At 72.7% G+C, this 16,581-nt stretch carries 12 protein-coding genes; 5 read left to right on the top strand and 7 right to left on the bottom strand.

Annotation, left to right across the window (positions count from 1 at the left end; genetic code table 11):
• Positions 1 to 97: 97 nt before the first annotated feature.
• The 3 genes from CP976_RS33485 to CP976_RS33475 are packed head-to-tail and all read left to right on the top strand — an operon-like array spanning position 98 to position 3,389.
• The gene (locus CP976_RS33485) at positions 98 to 1,471 is read left to right on the top strand and encodes an extracellular solute-binding protein (protein ID WP_190146831.1); all 1,374 of its coding nucleotides are present in this window, start codon (positions 98 to 100) and stop codon (positions 1,469 to 1,471) included.
• 2 nt (positions 1,472 to 1,473) lie between these two features.
• The gene (locus CP976_RS33480) at positions 1,474 to 2,511 is read left to right on the top strand and encodes a carbohydrate ABC transporter permease (protein WP_150483661.1); all 1,038 of its coding nucleotides are present in this window, start codon (positions 1,474 to 1,476) and stop codon (positions 2,509 to 2,511) included.
• Positions 2,508 to 3,389: a carbohydrate ABC transporter permease gene (locus CP976_RS33475; protein ID WP_150483660.1), complete on the top strand. Its 882-nt coding sequence runs from the start codon at positions 2,508 to 2,510 to the stop codon at positions 3,387 to 3,389. The genes CP976_RS33480 and CP976_RS33475 overlap by 4 nt, the downstream gene beginning before the upstream one ends.
• Here the strand turns inward: CP976_RS33475 and CP976_RS33470 are convergent.
• Together CP976_RS33470 and CP976_RS43925 are read right to left on the bottom strand one after the other, a co-directional pair.
• Positions 3,353 to 5,533 carry a glycoside hydrolase family 3 N-terminal domain-containing protein gene (locus tag CP976_RS33470; protein ID WP_229875337.1) on the bottom strand — a complete coding sequence of 727 codons (2,181 nt, stop codon included), beginning with the start codon at positions 5,531 to 5,533 and terminating at the stop codon, positions 3,353 to 3,355. The genes CP976_RS33475 and CP976_RS33470 overlap by 37 nt on opposite strands.
• An 80-nt stretch (positions 5,534 to 5,613) precedes the next feature.
• A complete protein-coding gene (locus tag CP976_RS43925; protein WP_229875338.1) occupies positions 5,614 to 7,197 on the bottom strand; it encodes a BadF/BadG/BcrA/BcrD ATPase family protein in 1,584 nt (527 codons plus the stop codon).
• 44 nt (positions 7,198 to 7,241) lie between these two features.
• Here CP976_RS43925 and CP976_RS33455 point away from each other — a divergent pair, with 44 nt between their 5' ends.
• Positions 7,242 to 8,510 carry a glycoside hydrolase 5 family protein gene (locus CP976_RS33455; RefSeq protein WP_150483658.1) on the top strand — a complete coding sequence of 423 codons (1,269 nt, stop codon included), beginning with the start codon at positions 7,242 to 7,244 and terminating at the stop codon, positions 8,508 to 8,510.
• Positions 8,511 to 8,568: 58 nt separating this feature from the next.
• On the opposite strand, the gene CP976_RS33450 is transcribed toward CP976_RS33455, so the two are convergent.
• A complete protein-coding gene (locus CP976_RS33450) occupies positions 8,569 to 10,035 on the bottom strand; it encodes a glycoside hydrolase family 3 N-terminal domain-containing protein (protein ID WP_150483657.1) in 1,467 nt (488 codons plus the stop codon).
• 239 nt (positions 10,036 to 10,274) lie between these two features.
• On the opposite strand from CP976_RS33450, the gene CP976_RS33445 reads away from it, so the two are divergent.
• The gene (locus tag CP976_RS33445; protein ID WP_167537471.1) at positions 10,275 to 13,130 is read left to right on the top strand and encodes an ABC transporter substrate-binding protein; all 2,856 of its coding nucleotides are present in this window, start codon (positions 10,275 to 10,277) and stop codon (positions 13,128 to 13,130) included.
• Between the two features lie 12 nt (positions 13,131 to 13,142).
• Here CP976_RS33445 and msrB read toward each other — a convergent pair whose 3' ends face one another.
• The 4 genes from msrB to CP976_RS33425 form a co-directional block, all read right to left on the bottom strand.
• On the bottom strand, positions 13,143 to 13,550 hold the full coding sequence (msrB, locus tag CP976_RS33440) for a peptide-methionine (R)-S-oxide reductase MsrB (protein ID WP_150483655.1): 408 nt from the start codon (positions 13,548 to 13,550) through the stop codon (positions 13,143 to 13,145).
• A gap of 14 nt (positions 13,551 to 13,564) precedes the next feature.
• A complete protein-coding gene (murC, locus tag CP976_RS33435; RefSeq protein WP_086850721.1) occupies positions 13,565 to 14,956 on the bottom strand; it encodes a UDP-N-acetylmuramate--L-alanine ligase in 1,392 nt (463 codons plus the stop codon).
• A gap of 81 nt (positions 14,957 to 15,037) precedes the next feature.
• Entirely contained in the window at positions 15,038 to 15,511 is a 474-nt protein-coding gene (locus tag CP976_RS33430; RefSeq protein WP_190146832.1) for a beta/alpha barrel domain-containing protein, read from the bottom strand.
• 253 nt (positions 15,512 to 15,764) lie between these two features.
• On the bottom strand, positions 15,765 to 16,580 hold the full coding sequence (locus CP976_RS33425) for a pyrimidine reductase family protein (RefSeq protein ID WP_150483654.1): 816 nt from the start codon (positions 16,578 to 16,580) through the stop codon (positions 15,765 to 15,767).
• Between the last annotated feature and the right edge of the window lies 1 nt (position 16,581).

Here is a 16,581-nt window from a genome sequence, read left to right as displayed (position 1 = left end):
AAACCATTGACCTCCGATGAATTCTGGTCCACCTTTTCATCAATCGAAGTCCAACTTGGTGATTTGATCCAGCATGACTGGTCCCAGGAGGGCAGCAATGCGCGCAAGAAGACTCACCGGATCCCTGACCTGTCTGGTCGTCCTGACGCTGACGGCCGCCGCCTGCGGCCTGGCCGGCGGCGGTTCGGACGGCGGCGACGCCACGGCCGGCGGCTGCAAGGTCGACAAGGGCAACGTCGGTTCCGGGAAGCTCTCCGGCGAAGTCAAGGGAAAGATCACTTTCCAGACCACCAACCTGAAGAAGGACTTCGGGAAGTACTTCAACGGCGTCATCGACGCCTTCGAGCAGGCCCACCCCGGCACCACGGTCAACTGGATCGACGACCCGGGCGACGCCACCTTCACCCAGCGCCTGGTCGCCGACGCGCAGGGCTGCACGCTGCCGGACGTGGTGAACATCAACGTCAACACGGCGGTGGCGCTGACGAAGAACGGCTACCTGCTGAACCTGGACGACAAGGCCCCGGACGCGGGCAAGCCGTTCACGCCCGCGCTGTGGAAGTCCAGCATGTACGCCGACGCGGACGGCAGGAAGGTGCACAGCGTGCTGCCCTGGTACTCCGGCGGCATCGTGCAGACCTTCAACACCGACCTGATGAAGAAGGCGGGCCTGGATCCCGCGAAACCTCCGACGACCGTCCTCGGCCTGTTCGACGACGCGGAGAAGATAGCCAAGGCCTCCGGCGGCGAGTACTACGCCTTCCTCGCCAACCCGCAGCTGCGCATCCCCGCCGACTGGCAGCAGATGGGCATCAAGATCCTCTCGCCGGACGGCAAGAAGTTCACCTTCGCCGACGACCCGAAGACGGCCCAGTGGGTCGAGGCCATGACGAAGCTCTACAAGGCCGGCGGCATGCCGAGGGACTCCCTGTCCTCCACGCAGGACCCGGCCAACGTCTACGGCCAGGGCAAGCTGGTCTACGGCCCCACCAACCCCAACTTCCTCCGGTTCATCCAGCAGAACAACCCGAGCGTCTACAAGAAGACCGGCGTGGCCCCCTTCATGCTGGACGCCCTCGGCCACACCGTCGGCGCCCCGCAGTACATCGGCACCGCGTCCACCAGCAAGAACGCCTCGACGGCGCTGGCCTTCGCGCGGTTCCTGACGAACGCCGAGAACCAGCTCGCCTGGGCCAAGGACCCGAACGTCGTCATCTTCCCGTCCACCACGGCCTCCCTGAACGACCCGTTCTTCCAGTCGGTCAAGGGCGACGACCCGTTCGCCGAGGCCCGCAAGATCGTCGCCAGTGACCGCAAGACCGCCACGGCCGACGAGATCGCGCTGACGCCCGGTGAGCTGAACGCCATCTCGGCCCAGATCCAGCTGGCCATGCAGGGCAAGAAGAGCGCCGAGGACGCTCTGAAGGAGGCCCAGTCCAAGGCGAACCGGCTGATCGAGCAGGGCAGTTGAGGATGACCCAACCGACCGTCCACAAGGCGCCCGTCCCCGCTCCCCCGGGTGCGGGCGCCCGCCGCCCCGGCGTTTCCCCCTCACGCGGCACACCGGGCCCCCTGCGCCGCGCCCTCCGCTTCGTCACGCCCGGCGCGAGCGCCGACGCGGGGGGCGCGGCGCTCTACCGCCGCTGGTGGCTGCCCTGGCTGTGGATGACCCCGGCGATCATCGGCGCGACCGTGTTCGGGGTCTTCCCGTTCCTCAACACGGTCGTCGTCTCCTTCACCGACGCCAAGCCGCTCGGCGGTGCCTACGACGTCGTCGGCCTGGAGAACTACCGCCGGATGCTGGGCGATCCGGACTTCTGGGTGGCCACCCGCAACAGCCTGCTGTACGCGCTGTTCGTCGTCCCGCTGATGGTGCTGCTGCCGCTGCTGCTCGCGATCCTCGTGGAGAAGAACCTGCCGGGCATCGGCTTCTTCCGCTCGGCGTTCTACACGCCGGTCCTGGCCTCCAGCGTGGTCGTCGGCCTGAGCTGGCAGTGGCTGCTGAGCGACCAGGGACTGGTCAACACCTGGCTGCAGAAGGCGCACCTCGTCCGCGAGGCCATCCCGTTCCTGTCGGACTCGTGGCTGATCCTGCTGTCGGCGATGGGCCTGACCCTGTGGAAGGGCCTCGGCTGGTACATGATCTTCTATCTGGCCGCCCTCGGTAACGTCCCCAGGGAGCTGCACGAGGCGGCGGCCGTGGACGGGGCGGGCGCCGCGCGCCGGTTCTGGCACATCACCGTGCCCGGCGTCCGCCAGTCGATGATGCTGGTCGGCACCCTGACCGGCATCGGCTCGCTGCGGGTCTTCACCGAGATCTACATGCTCGGCGGTGCCACCGGCGGCCCCGGCGGCGCCGACCGCACGCTGCCCTTCTACATCCGCGACGTCGGCCTCGACCCGCTCACCGGCAACGCCGGATACGGCGCGGCGGTCAGTGTCGCCCTGTTCGCACTCACCCTCGGCCTCACGCTGCTCGCCCAGCGCCTGACGAAGGAGGACGAGGCATGACGACGACCGCCGTCGACAAGCGCCGACGTCTGACGCCCCGCTGGCGCGACTACGGCCGCCCGCGCGAACTGGTCCTGCGCTACCTGCTGCTGGTGTTCGTCCTCTTCATCACCGTCGGCCCGCTGCTGTGGCAGCTGCTGTCGTCCCTCAAGGGCGCGGGCGAGGACGTCTTCGGCGCGGGCGCCTCCCTGATCCCCCGTCATCCGTCCCTGCGTGCGTACCGCGAGGTCTTCGACCAGGTGCCGGTGTGGACCTACATCAGGAACAGCGTGGTCATCGCCCTGCTGTCCATCACCAGCCAGCTCGTCTTCTCCACCATGGCCGGCTACATGCTGTCCAAGCCCGGCTGGAAGGGCCGCAAGCTGGTGTGGATCGTGCTGCTGGCGTCCATGATGTTCCCCTTCGAGTCGATCATGGTGTCGTTGTTCCTCAGCATCCGGGACATGGGCCTGGTGGACCACCTGGCCGGTGTCTGGCTGCCCGGCTTCGTCGCCGCGATCAACGTCCTCATCATGCGCGCCGCGTTCCTCGCCGTGCCGCGCGAGATCGAGGACGCGGCGATGCTCGACGGAGCGGGCGAGTGGAAACGCTTCCGGTACCTGTACCTGCCGTCCGCCTACGGCGCGATCCTCGTCGTCACCATCAACACCTTCATCAGCGCCTGGGACGACTTCCTGTGGCCCCTGATCGTGCTGCGCACCGAGGACCACTTCACGCTGACACTGGGCCTGGCAAGGCTTCAGACCTCGTCCTTCGGCTACGACCAGCGGATGGTGATGGCGGGCTCGGTGATCTCCGTGATCCCCGTGCTGGTGCTGTTCGTCATCACCCAGCGGTGGTTCTACAAGGGGGTTTCCTCGGGGGCCGTGAAGCTCTGAGTCGGTACGGCGGTCAGGGCGGCCCGCGCGGACGCGGCGACCCGGAACTCGACCACCGTGCCGGGCGGAACGGCCGTACGGAAGTCGGCGCCGAGCGGGAACGCGACCGTGCGGGTCTCGCCCGGCGCCAGGTCGACGGCCCGGAAACCGCACAGCTCCAGCGTGCGCGGCCAAACCGGGGTCCGTAGCCGGCGCAGGTAGAGCTGGGCGACGGAACGGCCCTGGCGCCGGCCCGTGTTGGTGATGTCGGCCTCGACGCCGTGCCCTGACAGGCGCGGCGGACCGTACGCGAAGCTCGTGTACGACAGTCCGTGCCCGAAGGAGTGGAGAGACTCGGCGCGGGAGTCCACGTAGCCGCCGTACTCGGTGTCCTTGTGGTTGTAGTGGACGGGGAGCTGGGCCGCGGAGCGGGGCACGGAGAGCGGCAGCCGGCCGACGGGCTCGGCGAGCCCGAGCAGCACCTCGGCGATCGCCTCACCGCCCCAGGGGCCGGGGTACCAGGCGGTGAGCAGCGCGGCCGCCGTGTCGGGCACGACGTGCGGGCGGCCCTGGATCAGCACGACCGCTGTCGGTGTGCCCGTCGCGACCACGGCGTCCAGGAGTGCGTACTGGGCGTCGCCCAGCCGCAGTCCGGCCAGATCGACGCCCTCTCCGCAGGTCATCTCGGACACGGCGGTGCGCGCGGCCCCGTTGGCGTCGAACCCGGTCCCGGCGGCACGCGCGCTGCTGCCGCCCAGCACCAGCACGGCGACATCCGAGGCGGCGGCGTGGGCGATCGCCTCGGGGATGCCCGACAGGTCGCCGCCGGTGAGGGCGCACCCCCGGGCGTGGCGTATGTCGATGCCGGGCGGGGCGAGCTCGCGCAGCCCGTCGAGGACGCTGGTGCCGGTGCCGGGCCGTTGCGGGGCGGTGTAGTCGCCCAGTTGGTGCGCGACGGTGCCGGAGTGCGGGCCCAGGACGGCGATACGGGAGACGGTCGCCGGGGACAGGGGCAGCAGGTCGTGGTCGTTGTGGAGGAGGGTGACGGCGGCGCGGGCGAGGGCGGTGCTCAGGTCGCGACCGACGGCGGGGGGTGGTGACGGGCAGGTGCTGTAGGGCTGTTCGAACAAGCCCAGGCGGAACTTCAACCGCAGGACGCGTGCCACGGCCTCGTCGAGAGCCGCCTCGCTCACCAGCCCCCGCTCGACCGCCGCCTCCAGATGCGTGAAGCCCTCGTCCCACAGGCTCAGATCAACACCCGCGTCGAGCGCGAGGGCTCCCGCGGAGACCTTGTCCCCGGTGATCCGGGCCAGCCGGTCCACGGCCAGTCCGTCCGCCATGACGAGACCCTGGAAACCCCAGCGCTCCCTCAGCAGTTCCTGGAGCAGGGCACGGTTCCCGGAACAGGGCAGACCGTCCACCTCGTTGTACGCGGCCATGACGGCGGCGGCCCCGGCGCGGACCCCGGCACGGGCGGCGGGGAGGTGGATGTCGTGCAGCTCCCGGAGCCCGAGCTCGGACTCGGCGGAGTTGCGGCCGCCTACGGTCGCGCCCTGCCCGGCGAAGTGCTTGAGGACGACGGGTGCCTTGTCGGCGGGGAAGTACTCGGCGGGTGCGCCCTGCATGCCGCGCACCAGCGCCTCCGTCAGCCGTGCGGCCAGGTACGGGTCCTCGCCGAAGCACTCCTCGGTCCGTCCCCAGCGCGGGTCGCGGGCGATGTCGAGGGCCGAGACCAGGGCGACGTGCCCGCCACGGGCTCGCAGTTCGGCGGCGGCGTGGGCGGCGGCCCGCTCGTACAGCCCCGGGTCCCACGTGGCGCCGACGGCCAGGTTGACGGGCATGACCGTGCCGTCGAGGGCCATGTGCCCGTGCGGCACCTCCTCGACGAACAGGGCGGGGATGCCGAGCCGGCTGCGCTCGACGACGTGGCGCTGGACGAGGTGCGCCAGTTCGGCGCCGTCCGACGCGCCCGATCCGGTGGCGTGGTCGACCCCCGACCAGGCGTCGGCGCGCAGCAGTCCGTACAGCGCGCCGAGTCCGGCGAAGCGCTCGGTCTCGGCGTACAGGGCGTCGGTGAGCTCGAAGGCGCCGTCGGGGGTGCGGCGGTAGGCGTCCCAGCCGTACATCCGCTGGTTGAGCTGTCCGGCCTTCTCGCGCAGGGTCATACGGGAGAGCAGGTCGCGGACGCGGGCGTCGACCGGGGCGGCGGGGTCGCGGTACCGGGGCGTGCCCTGCCGGGTGGCGGTCACGTACGGCCGCCGTGGGCGAGGCGGGCCAGGGCGACGGCGCCCCGGCAGCCGTCGGGGACCCAGTCGAGGGTGAGGCCGAGGGCACGGAGGCGGGTTTCGAGGCGGTCGGTGAGCGGCCCGTCGGGCCCGAGCAGTCCGCCGGTGGCGACCACCCGCTCCCCGGGGCCGGGATTCAACGCCCGTACTGTTTCCGCGAGTTGATCCGCCGCCTCGTCGAGGATCGCCAGGGCGACCGGATCCGCGGCGTCCCGGGCCGCCGCGACGACCAGCGGCGCGAGCCGTGCCAGGCGGATGGGGGGCTCGGCCATGACGGCGGGGAGCAGATGCCTGCGGTAGGCCTCGCGGTGGGGGCGGGACCAGGGGGTGTCGTCGTGGGGCGGGGCGGGGCGCCGGCCGACAGCCGGAGAACCGGCCACGCCTCCGATCGCGGCCCCGGCTCGTCCGGACTGCTCCGGTCCAACAGGCCCCCGCCCGCCCACGGCCCCAACTCCTCCGGACTGCCCCGAATCGGATGGCCGCCCACCCGCACCGGACTGGCCCGGGTCGAACGTGCGCCCGCCCGCGCCGGCCTGCTCAGGGCCGGATGCCCGCCCGCCCGCAACCCCAGCCCCTTCGGACTGCTCCGGACCCAACGACCGCCCGCCCACACCGGACTGCCCCGGGCCGGCCGACCACCCGCCCGCGCCGGCCTGCTCAGGGCCGGCCGACCGTCCGCTCCCGCCGGGCTGCACAGGATCGGCCGACCGCCCGCCCGCGGCCCCAGCCCCTCCGAACCGCTCCGAACCAGCCGACTCCCGCCTGCCCGCGCCGCTCGGCCCCGGGCCGGTCGGCCGACCACCCGCACCTCCAGCCCCTCCCGACTGCCCCGGCCCGGTCACCGGCGGCACCGCCTCGTGCCGCCCGTCGCCCGACGCGCCCTCCGCGCCGCCGGGGACCACGTCGGGGGACAGTCTGCGCACCGCGCCACCGGCTGCGGCACCGCCGGGCAGGGCGTCGCCCGGCACCCCGAGTTCCCGGCCCACCGTCTCCGCCAGCACGGTCGGCGCGCCCCTGCCGTCGGCCATGCGCAGTGCGGCCCGTACCGCCGCGCGGCCGATCCAGAAGCCGCTGCCGTCGTCGCCCAGGAGCCAGCCGTCGCCGTCCACGGTGACGGTGGCGCGGCGGTCGGTGATGCGCATGGCGACCGCGCCCGTGCCGGCCACCAGGGCGAGACCGTCGGCAGGGGTGCCCGGGGCGGAGGCGAAGGCCGCCTCGATGTCGCTGCCGATGACGGGCGGGCCGGCGTCGATTCCCAGCCGGCGCAGGGCGGCGGTGAGGGCCGCCAGGGCGTTGCGCCGCCCCGGCTCGTCGGCGGCGGCGCCGGTCGCGCCCGCGAAACCGCCGGCCACGGCCACGACCCGGTCACGGACCGCCTCCGGCACGGCCCGCCCGACGGCCTCGGCGAGGTGCTCGGTGAGCTGCGGCACGGGCACGGTCAGGGCGTTGCCGGGCCCGGCGGCGCCCTCACCCACCGGACGTCCGTCGTCCGCCGTCGCCAGAACCGCCCGGGTCCGCGTGCCGCCCGCGTCGAGACCGACCACCAAGTCTCGACACTCCTGGTTCAATTCATTACCCATCGCCGACTATGGTGATTGATGCATTCACCCAGGGCAAGACCCGACCCGAGGAGGATCCCATCCCTACGCTCCGCTTCGGCGTCAACTACACGCCCCGCCGCGGCTGGTTCCACTCCTGGCACGACTTCGATCCGAAGCACGCCCGCGAGGACCTGGACCAGATCGCCGCCCTCGGTCTCGACCACGTCCGGGTCTTCCACCTCTGGCCGCTCCTCCAGCCCAACCGCACGCTCATCCGCACCGCCGCCGTGGACCAGCTCGCGCACCTGGTCGACCTGGCGGCCGAGGCCGGTCTCGACGTCCTGGTGGACGGCGTGCAGGGCCATCTGTCCAGCTTCGACTTCTACCCGGAGTGGACCCGCGGCTGGCACCACCGCAACGTCTTCACCGACCCGGAGGCCGTCGCAGCGCAGGCCGGACTCATGCGGACCCTCGCCCGCGCCCTCGCCGGCCGCCCCAACCTCATCGGCCTCCAGCTCGGCAACGAACTCAACAACCTGGTCGAGCACAACCCCGTGACCCCGGACGAGGTGGACCACTACCTCGACACCCTGCTGGCCGCCACGCGCGAGCACCTGCCCCCGGGCCGGCTCGCGACCCACTCCGCCTACGACGCGGCCTGGTACGGCGACGACCACCCCTTCACCCCTCAGGCCTCGGCCCGCAAGGGCGACGTCACCACCGTCCACCCCTGGGTGTTCTCCGGCGACTGCGCCCGCCGCTACGGCCCCCGCTCCCCGCAGGTGCTGCACCTCGCCGAGTACGGCACGGAACTCGCCAAGGCCTACGCCGAGGATCCGGCACGCCCGGTCTGGGTCCAGGAGACGGGCGCCCCGGAACCGCACATCCCGGCGGCGGACGCGCCCGACTTCGCCCGGGCGACCGTACGGAACGCGGCCGGGTGCGAGGGCCTGTGGGGCGTGACGTGGTGGTGCTCGCACGACGTGGACCGCTCGCTGGCCGACTACCCGGAACTGGAGTACACCCTCGGCCTGTTCGACGCACGGGGCGTCGCCAAGCCGATCGCGACCGCCCTCGCCGAGACGGTCGCCGAGATCCGCGCGGGGCACCACCCGGCGCGCCCCCGCGAGACGGCCCTGGTCCTGGACTGCACGCCGTCCACGCGTTCCGTGTCCGGCCCGGGAGGCGCGTACTTCGACGCGTGGATGACCCTGCGCGCCAAGGGCGTCCGCCCGGCGGTGGTCCTGGCGGCCCGGGCGGACGACGCCGCATACCTGGCGGCGCGCGGCATCAAGGAGGTCGTACGGGTGCCGTAGACCCGCCGCAAGGGTGCCGCAGGGATGCCGTAAAGCTGCCGCAGGGAGGCCGCAGGGCTCAGCAGCCCGCCAGCACCTCCGCGACCGCCCGCAGATTCACCCGCCCCCGCCCGTAGGAGCACAGCGCTCCCCCCTCCGGCAGCCCGGTGTCGACCCGTACGGCATCGGGCCTCCGGGCCAGCAGGGCGGCCCGCAGCCGTTCCTGCCAGGGGTGCAGCCCGGCGTCGCAGGTCGCGACGACCAGCGGCGCGTCACCGGACGCGCCGAGGATGCCCGCCACCACGGCCGCCGGATCCGCGGGCTCCCCGGTGACCGCCGTCCCCGTGGCCGCGGGGTCGACGCCGCGCACCTCCGTCAGCAGGTCCTCCCCGCCCCAGTTGAGCGCGGGGTGCGGCGGCGGGTACAGGTCGACGACGTGGGCGCCCCGCACGCCGGCCGGCACCGCGCCGCCGCGGACGGCCCGGCGGGCCGCCTCCAGCCCGGCCCCCGCGTCCCAGCCGTCGACCGCCCCGAACGGAACCGCGTACCGCCCGGCGAGCCGCCGCACCCGCCCGGCGGCCTCCCACAGCCGCTCCTCGGCCAGCGCGCCGGAGCGCAGCGCGCCGAGCACCGCGTCCCGGCAGGCCAGGGTGACCTCCAGGTCCGGCACGGCCACGATGACCTGGTCGGCACCCGCCGCGAGGGCGATCCGCGCTCCGGCGGCCTCGCCGTAGCGGTCGGCTATGGCCTTCATCTCCAGCGCGTCACTGACCAGGACTCCGTCGAAGCCGAGCTCGTGGCGGAGCAGATCGCCCAGGATGCGGCGGCTCAGGGTGGCGGGCCGCTCGGGGTCCAGCGCCGGGAAGACGACGTGCGCGCTCATGAGCATCGGCACGCCGGCGTCGACGGCCGCGCGGAACGGTTCGAGGTCGGCGCGCAGTTCGTCGTACGACCGCGGGTCGACGGCGATGCCGTGATGGCTGTCGGTCTCGGTGCCGCCGTGGCCGGGGAAGTGCTTGGCACAGGAGGCGACACCCCGCCGCTCGGTGGCGGTGATCCAGGCCCGCAGATGCCGGGCGGCGAGCGCGGGCGCGGCACCGAAGGAGCGGGTGCGCACGATCGGGTTGCGCGGATGGTGCTGGAGGTCGGCCACGGGGGCGTAGGAGGCGGTGATGCCGAGCGTGGCCAGATGCCCGGCGAGCGCGTCGGCGCAGCGGGCGGTGAGCGCCGGGGCGTCGGCGACACCGAGAGCGTAGGAGCCGGGCACGTCCGGCGCGCCCGCGGCGACCAGGTGACCGATGCCGCCGCCCTCGTTGTCGATGCCCACGATGAGGTCGGGCCGCAGGGCCCGCAGGGCGTCGGTGAGCCGCCGTACCTGCTGGGCGTCGCGCACGTTCCGGGTGAAGAGGATGACCCCGCCGAGGCCCTGGTCGATGAGCCGCTTGAGGGTGTCGGGCACGGTCGTGGTGCCGGCGAAACCGGCGACGAGGCAGCGGTGGGCGGCCTCGTCGAGACCGGGGGGCAGGGGCGGCGCGGAGTGGGTCACCCCGGGAATCCTGTGGCTGGCTCAGCCAAAAGTCAACAAGCCAGTGGCTGACCCATTCAAGACCGTCCCTTCAAGACCTTTTGCCGAGCAGACCAGCCGAAACGTTCCTGAAGTTCGTCCGTCACCCACTCGCACCCCACTCGCAGCGGTTAGCCTCGTAAGTCACCGAAGGTGAACGGGGGTTGCCCATGGTGAACGCTGATCGCACGCCGCCGGACTGCCCTGGGGGACACGACGGTATGCCGGAGACCGGCGCCGCGGTCCACCTCCAGGATCAGCTCGAAATCCTCATCCAGGACTTCCGCACGAGCGCCGAGCCACCGATGCCGGTGTTCGTCGTGCACGCGCAGGACAGCGCGGACGACGACGCCGTGACCGGGCTGGTCCGGCAGCTGTACACGGGCCAGGATGCGCACGGCACGCGCTGCGCGGTGGCGCAGGACGCCTACGAGGGCACGACGGAGGTGCGCCGGGCCGCGGCCATGGTGCGGGCGCTGAGCGACCCGAAGAAGTGGGGCGGCCCGAAGGCGGTCTACCGGCGCTACGCGTTCCCGCGGCTGCGGCTGGTGCACGCCATCGACGACGCGGTCGCGGCACTCGGTGACACCTGGCCGGCGCCCGCCCCGGGCAGCCCCGAGGCCGGGCAGGACCAGCGGCAGCGGCTGCTCGACCAGCTGGCCCGGCAGCGCTGGCGCCCGAAGGGCACCGCGCGGTGGCGCTCGGGCCTGCCGCTGTTCGACATGGCGCACATCCTGCCCGCGAGCCTCGTGACCGTGCTCGCCGCGCTCCTCGCCCGCAGCGACTGGTTCGTGGCGGTGGCGGCCGGACTCGCCTTCCTGCTGCTGCTGACCGTCCTCAACTACGCCCTGCCGGGGCGGGCGCCGATCTTCCTGTGGCTGCGCCGGGAGAGCCGCTGGTTCATGACGACGACCTTCCTCAGGGCGGCGGACCAGGACGATCCGACCGAGGTGTCGCTGCTCCGGCCGGTGCGCTCCTGGAGGGCGATCGCGGCCCGGGCGTACGACGTGGCCGAGGCGCTCACGGCGGGCGGCGACTTCCACCTCCAGCTGTGCGTGCTGGCGCTGCGGGAGGACCTGCGGGACAACCACCGCCGCTGGAGCTGGGACCTGCGCGGCTTCAAACGGCCGCGCCCGCCCATGCTGTTCCTGCCGCACGCGGACGACCGCAACGGCGGCATCGAGCTGATCCGGGCCATCAGCGACGTCCGCAGCCGGCGCAGCGAGCTGGACCCGCTGCTGGTGGTCGCCGCGGTCCGCTCCCACGACGTGCCGCGCCTGGAGCGCGGCGTGGTCCGGACGGCGCCCGACCCCGAACCCGCACCGCCCCGGTTCGGCGAGCGGCTGCGCACCTGGTACCGGGAGTGGGCACGCGACCTGCGCGCCGAGCAGTCGCCCAGCCGGGAGCGGTCCGTCCTGCCCTGGGTGATGAGGATCCCGCTGCCGCACGACCAGCTCGGTCCCGTCGAGGAACGCCGCCGCCATCTGCGGGCCGCCACCCGGCCGACGCTCGCCCGGCTGGTGTGGGCCCTGCACACCCTGGTCCTGGTGACCGCCCTGCTAGCCGCCGCCACCGTCATGCGTGCCGACTCCCTCCAGGACCGGTACTGCTCGGCATCCGTACTGACCGCCAACCGCGACACCCGGCTCGAACGGACACCCGGCGGCGACACGGAGTGCATAGGCATAGCGACCGGCGGCGTCCGCTTCGCCGACTGGCTGCCCGCCCCCAAGCCCTCCGACGAGATCAGGACCCTGACCGCCGACGACGAAACGCCCTGGACCGTGGACGAACTGGAGGACCGCATCGCCGGGCAGAACGCGGACGTCCTCGCACGCCACTCCGGCAAGTACGTCACCGTCGTCTACGCCGGGCCGCTGAGCGCCGACCCGGCCGGCTCGTCGTTCGTGAAGGGCGCCGAGGAGCTGGCGGGTGTCCATCTGGCGCAGGCCGTAATCAACAAGAACTCCAGTGTGAAGCTGCGCGTCCTGGTCGCCAACGGCGGCGTGGACCTGGGCCACCAGAAGGAGATGGCCGAGGCCATCGCCGCGTACGCCGCCGAGGACCCGACCGTGGTGGGGGTCGTCGGCACCGGCCGCGACCTGGAGTCGAGCAGGGCGACGACGCGCACCCTGCTGGAGGCCGGCCTGCCGATTGTCTCCGGCACCAACTCCGCCACGTATCTGCCCCGCGAGTTCGCCAACTGGTTCAGCCTGGCCGCCACCGACGAGTGGCAGATCGAGAAACTCGGCCTTATCGCGGCCCAGTTGCGCAGACCGGACAGACGGCAGTACGGCCTCGTCCTCGCCCGCGACACGGCGAAGACCGACGACCTGTACACCGACGAACAGGCCCGCTACGGCCAGGAGATGCTGCGCCGGCAGGGCTTCGCCCGGCTCGAGCCGCGCCGCTACGTCCTCAGCGGCGGCAAGCCCGAACTCCGCTCGCACGCCCAGGAGATCTGCCGCGGCGGCCGGGTCCCGTCCGTGATCTACTTCGCGGGCCGGGTGGAGGACATCGATCCCCTGATGACCCAGCTGGGCACCGAGCCGGGCTGCGCCGGAAAGCCCCTGTCCATCCTCACGGGCGACGACCTGTCCAAGGCCGACTTCACCGCCGGCGGGCAGTCCGTCGCGCCGAAGGTCACGCTGTACCACGCGGCCCTGGCCGAGCTGGAGTCGGCCGCCACCAAGACGACCTTCTACCTCTCGGCCGCCGCGTACCTGCCCGGTCTGCAGGACCGGCGCGTGCGCTACGACAGCCCGGCCCTGGCCAGCGGCCAGACCGCCCTGGCCCACGACGCGACCCGCGCCCTGTACTGGGCGGCCACGCGCGACGACCGGCCGCAGAGCCGCGCCTCGACCTGGGTGAACCTGCGCAACGTCAAGATCGAGGGCATGGCCACCGGCACCATCGACTTCACCGGGGCCCCGCTGTACGGCGACCGCACCGGCCACAGCATCGTCCTCAAGCGGGTTCGCCGCGCGGCCGACGGCACCGCCGACACCCGCGTGCTGTGCAGCCGCACAGCGGGGGACACGAAACCCCTCACGGTGAAGGAGTGCCGGATCCGGTGACCGCGGCCCGCCTCAGCTGTCGACGGGCGTCAGCCGCAGCGCGATGCTGTTGATGCAGTACCGCTGGTCGGTCGGGGTCGGATACCCCTCACCCTCGAACACATGACCGAGGTGGGAGCCGCAGCGGGCGCAGCGCACCTCCGTGCGGACCATGCCGTGGGTACGGTCCTCGATCAGTTCCACCGCGTCGGTGTCCTTCGGGTCGAAGAAGGACGGCCAGCCGCAGTGGGACTCGAACTTCGTGTCCGAGGTGAACAGCTCCGCTCCGCAGGCGCGGCAGGAGTAGACGCCCCGCGTCTTGGTGTCGGTGTACTCACCGGTGAAGGCGGGCTCCGTGGCCGCCTGGCGCAGGACCGCGTACTCGCCCGGGGTCAGCTCCGCGCGCCACTGCTCGTCCGGCTTCTCGACGTCGTACGGCATGAGCCTCCAGCCCCTCAGTTCGACAGACGGTCCAGGATGTGCGGGCCGAGGTCGGTGACGTCGCCCGCTCCCATGGTGAGAACGAGATCCCCCGGCTTCGCCATTCCCGCGACCGCGGAGGGGACGTCCGCCTTGTCGTGCACCGGCGTCACGTCGGCGCCCGCCGCCCGGGCCGCCTCGATGATCAGCTCGCTGGTCACGCCGGGGATCGGGTCCTCACGGGCCGGGTAGATGTCCAGCACGACCGAGGCGTCCGCCAGGGCCAGGGACTGGCCCATCTCCTTGCCCAGCTCCTGCGTCCGCGAGAACAGGTGCGGCTGGAAGACGACCAGGATCCGGGCGTCGCCCGCCGCCGCGCGCATGGCCTCCAGGTCGGCGGTCATCTCGGTGGGGTGGTGCGCGTAGGAGTCGATGACCTGCACACCCGCGGCCTCGCCCTTGAGCTGGAGCCGCCGCTTCACGCCCGTGTACGCCGCCAGCGCCGCGGCCAGCTCGTCGGCGGGGACGCCGAGCGCCACGCCCGCCGCGAGCGCGGCCACCGCGTTGTGCGCGTAGTGCCGGCCGGGCACGGAGACCGTGAAGGTCAGCTCCTCGCCCTCCAGCACCACCGTGACCTCGCTCTTCAGCCCCTGCGGCACGACCGACAGGATGCGCACGCCGGCGTCCTCCGACTCGCCGTACGTCACCACCCGCACGCCGCGTCCCGCGACCCGGCGCGTCAGCTCCCGCGCGCCCTCGTGGTCGGCGGTGATCACCAGCGTGCCGCCCTCGGTGACGCGGTCCACGAACGTCTCGAACGACTCGTAGATCTCGTCCATCGACGCGTAGTTGGCGTGGTGGTCGAGCTCGACGTTGAGGACGATCGCGACCTCGGGCGCGTACTTGTGGAAGCTGCGGTCCGACTCGTCCGCCTCGGCGACGAAGATCTCGCCCTCGCCGTGCAGCGCGTTGGAGCCGGGCGCGTCCAGGTCCCCGCCGATCGCGTACGACGGCTTCAGGCCCAGCTCGCTCAGCGACACGGCCAGCATGGAGGTCGTGGTCGTCTTGCCGTGCGTACCGGCGACGGCGATCGGGCGCAGGCCCTCCATCAGGGCGGCGAGGGCGTCGGAGCGGTGCACGACGGGGATGCCGAGCTCGGCCGCGCGGGCCAGCTCGGGGTTGTCCTGCCGGATCGCCGAGGACACGACCACACAGCTGGCGTCGTCGGCCAGGTGCCGGGCCGCGTGCCCGATGTGCACCGTCACACCCAGCGCCCGCAGCGCCTCGGCCGTCGCCGACTCCTTGGCGTCACTGCCCGCCACGACGGCCCCGCGCTGCGCGAGGATCTTCGCGATCCCCGACATCCCGGCCCCGCCGATGCCGATGAAGTGCGGTCGGTCCATGGCGGTGGGAAGGCCGGGTGCCATGCGTGTCTCCCTGTGCGTGTGCGGAACGTTCAGCGGCACAGCCTATGCCGAAGCGTTCAGCGATGCCGCCACCGCCGGCGGCTACGCCTTGCTGTGCGAGAACAGCTTCAGCACCGGCACACCGACCTTGTGCCGCGCCCTCGACGCCCAGTCCCGGTGGAAGAACTCCTCTACGTAGTGGGGGTCGGTCAGCACGATGACCTCGTCGGCCCCGGCCTCCTCCACCAGGGACTTCAGCGCGTCCAGCGGATGGTCCTCGATCAGCCGTCCTCCTGCCTCGCTACCGGAAGCCCGCAACGCCGCGAGCGAGACCTCCAGGGCCCGCTGCCCGACGCTCAGCGCCTCCTCGCCCTCCGGTGTCTCCCCCTCGCGTACGGCCTCGTCGAGCTCGCCGAGCGCGACGTCGTCGATGGCCCGCAGCAGCCGGTCCGCCTGCTCGCCGCGCGGCTGGAGCAGCACCTGGAAGGAGACCTGCTCCTCCCCGTGCAACGTCGTGACGAACTCCACGTCGGCGGATGTCAGGGCCTTCTCGATCATCAATACGCTTGTGAACACCAGGCGCCCCTTCTGCTCCCGGGGGCCTGCGGCCCCACTCCTCCGTGGGCCGTGCCGGGCCCTGCGGAAACCATCCTGCCCCCGTGTTCGCACGGGTACTGCCGGGTCCAGTGTGCCCTCCGCAAAGCAAACGGAACGGCACATTCCGTCGATGACCGGACCGGCGGTGACCACCGTACCGATTCCGGGCCTACCGACCGGTTCGGCATCCCGGCCGCCGAGACCTGTACCCCGTGTCGCGCGGTTCAGTACGTCAGGACCGCCCGTACCGCGTGAACAGGAAGCCGTCCTCCTCCAGCATCGACACCAGCCTGAAGCGCTGCGGCACCGTGACGGCGGGCCCCCCGGCGATGCGCTGCGCGTCGCCCGCGGTCAGCATCGGGGAGACGGTCAGGCACAGCTCGTCGAGCACGCCGGCCGCCACCAGCTGCCCGAGCAGCCGCGGGCCGCCCTCGGTCAGCAGCCTGGTGTACCCGAGGCCGGCGAGGGCCTGGACGGCGCGGGCCGGGTCCACGCCGATGCCGTCCCCGGCGGTGACCACCCGGGCGCCCGCCTTCTCGGCGGCGGCGACGCGGTCCGGGGCGGCCGAGGCTCCCGTGAGGATGAGGGTGGGCACCAGGGGCGAGGTGAACAGCGGCAGCGAGAAGTCCAGGTCCAGACTGGCGGAGACCACCGCGATCGCGGGTGCGGGGCTCTGTCCGGCCGCCTCCCTCATCCCGGCGAACTCGGCACGCGCGCGTGCCGGCCGGTACCCCTCCTGGCGCACCGTCTGCGCGCCGACGACCACGACGTCCGCCAGCGCCCGCAGCGTGCCGAAGATCCGCATGTCGGTCTTGCTGGAGATGGGCTGCGAACGGCCGTCGTGCTGGGCGGCCCCGTCCAGCGTGGACACCATGTTGGCGCGCAGCCACGGCAGCGGCCCGCCGGGCCCCACCTCGGGATAGGCGTACGCGGCGGCGAGCTCGGCCAGACTCCACTCCCGCCCGGCCCCCTCACGCACGTCCTCCCCGGGCATCCCACCCGAGTCCGGAGCTGCTGTTTCATCGGTCACAGGGAACAGACGTCGCATG

This window comes from Streptomyces coeruleorubidus (assembly GCF_008705135.1).
GTDB classification, from domain to species: Bacteria; Actinomycetota; Actinomycetes; order Streptomycetales; family Streptomycetaceae; genus Streptomyces; species Streptomyces coeruleofuscus.
Note: the sequence above shows the minus strand (reverse complement) of the source record. Positions and strands in the feature narration are given on the sequence as shown.

Bases quoted from the DNA above. Each gene is read 5' to 3' on its own strand.
- CP976_RS33485 (WP_190146831.1), top strand. From the start codon at position 98: ATGCGCGCAAGAAGACTCACCGGATCCCTGACCTGTCTGGTCGTCCTG.
- CP976_RS33480 (WP_150483661.1), top strand. From the start codon at position 1,474: ATGACCCAACCGACCGTCCACAAGGCGCCCGTCCCCGCTCCCCCGGGT.
- CP976_RS33475 (WP_150483660.1), top strand. From the start codon at position 2,508: ATGACGACGACCGCCGTCGACAAGCGCCGACGTCTGACGCCCCGCTGG.
- CP976_RS33470 (WP_229875337.1), bottom strand. From the start codon at position 5,533: ATGACCCTGCGCGAGAAGGCCGGACAGCTCAACCAGCGGATGTACGGC.
- CP976_RS33455 (WP_150483658.1), top strand. From the start codon at position 7,242: ATGGTGATTGATGCATTCACCCAGGGCAAGACCCGACCCGAGGAGGAT.
- CP976_RS33445 (WP_167537471.1), top strand. From the start codon at position 10,275: ATGCCGGAGACCGGCGCCGCGGTCCACCTCCAGGATCAGCTCGAAATC.
- msrB (WP_150483655.1), bottom strand. From the start codon at position 13,550: ATGCCGTACGACGTCGAGAAGCCGGACGAGCAGTGGCGCGCGGAGCTG.
- murC (WP_086850721.1), bottom strand. From the start codon at position 14,956: ATGGCACCCGGCCTTCCCACCGCCATGGACCGACCGCACTTCATCGGC.
- CP976_RS33425 (WP_150483654.1), bottom strand. From the start codon at position 16,580: ATGCGACGTCTGTTCCCTGTGACCGATGAAACAGCAGCTCCGGACTCG.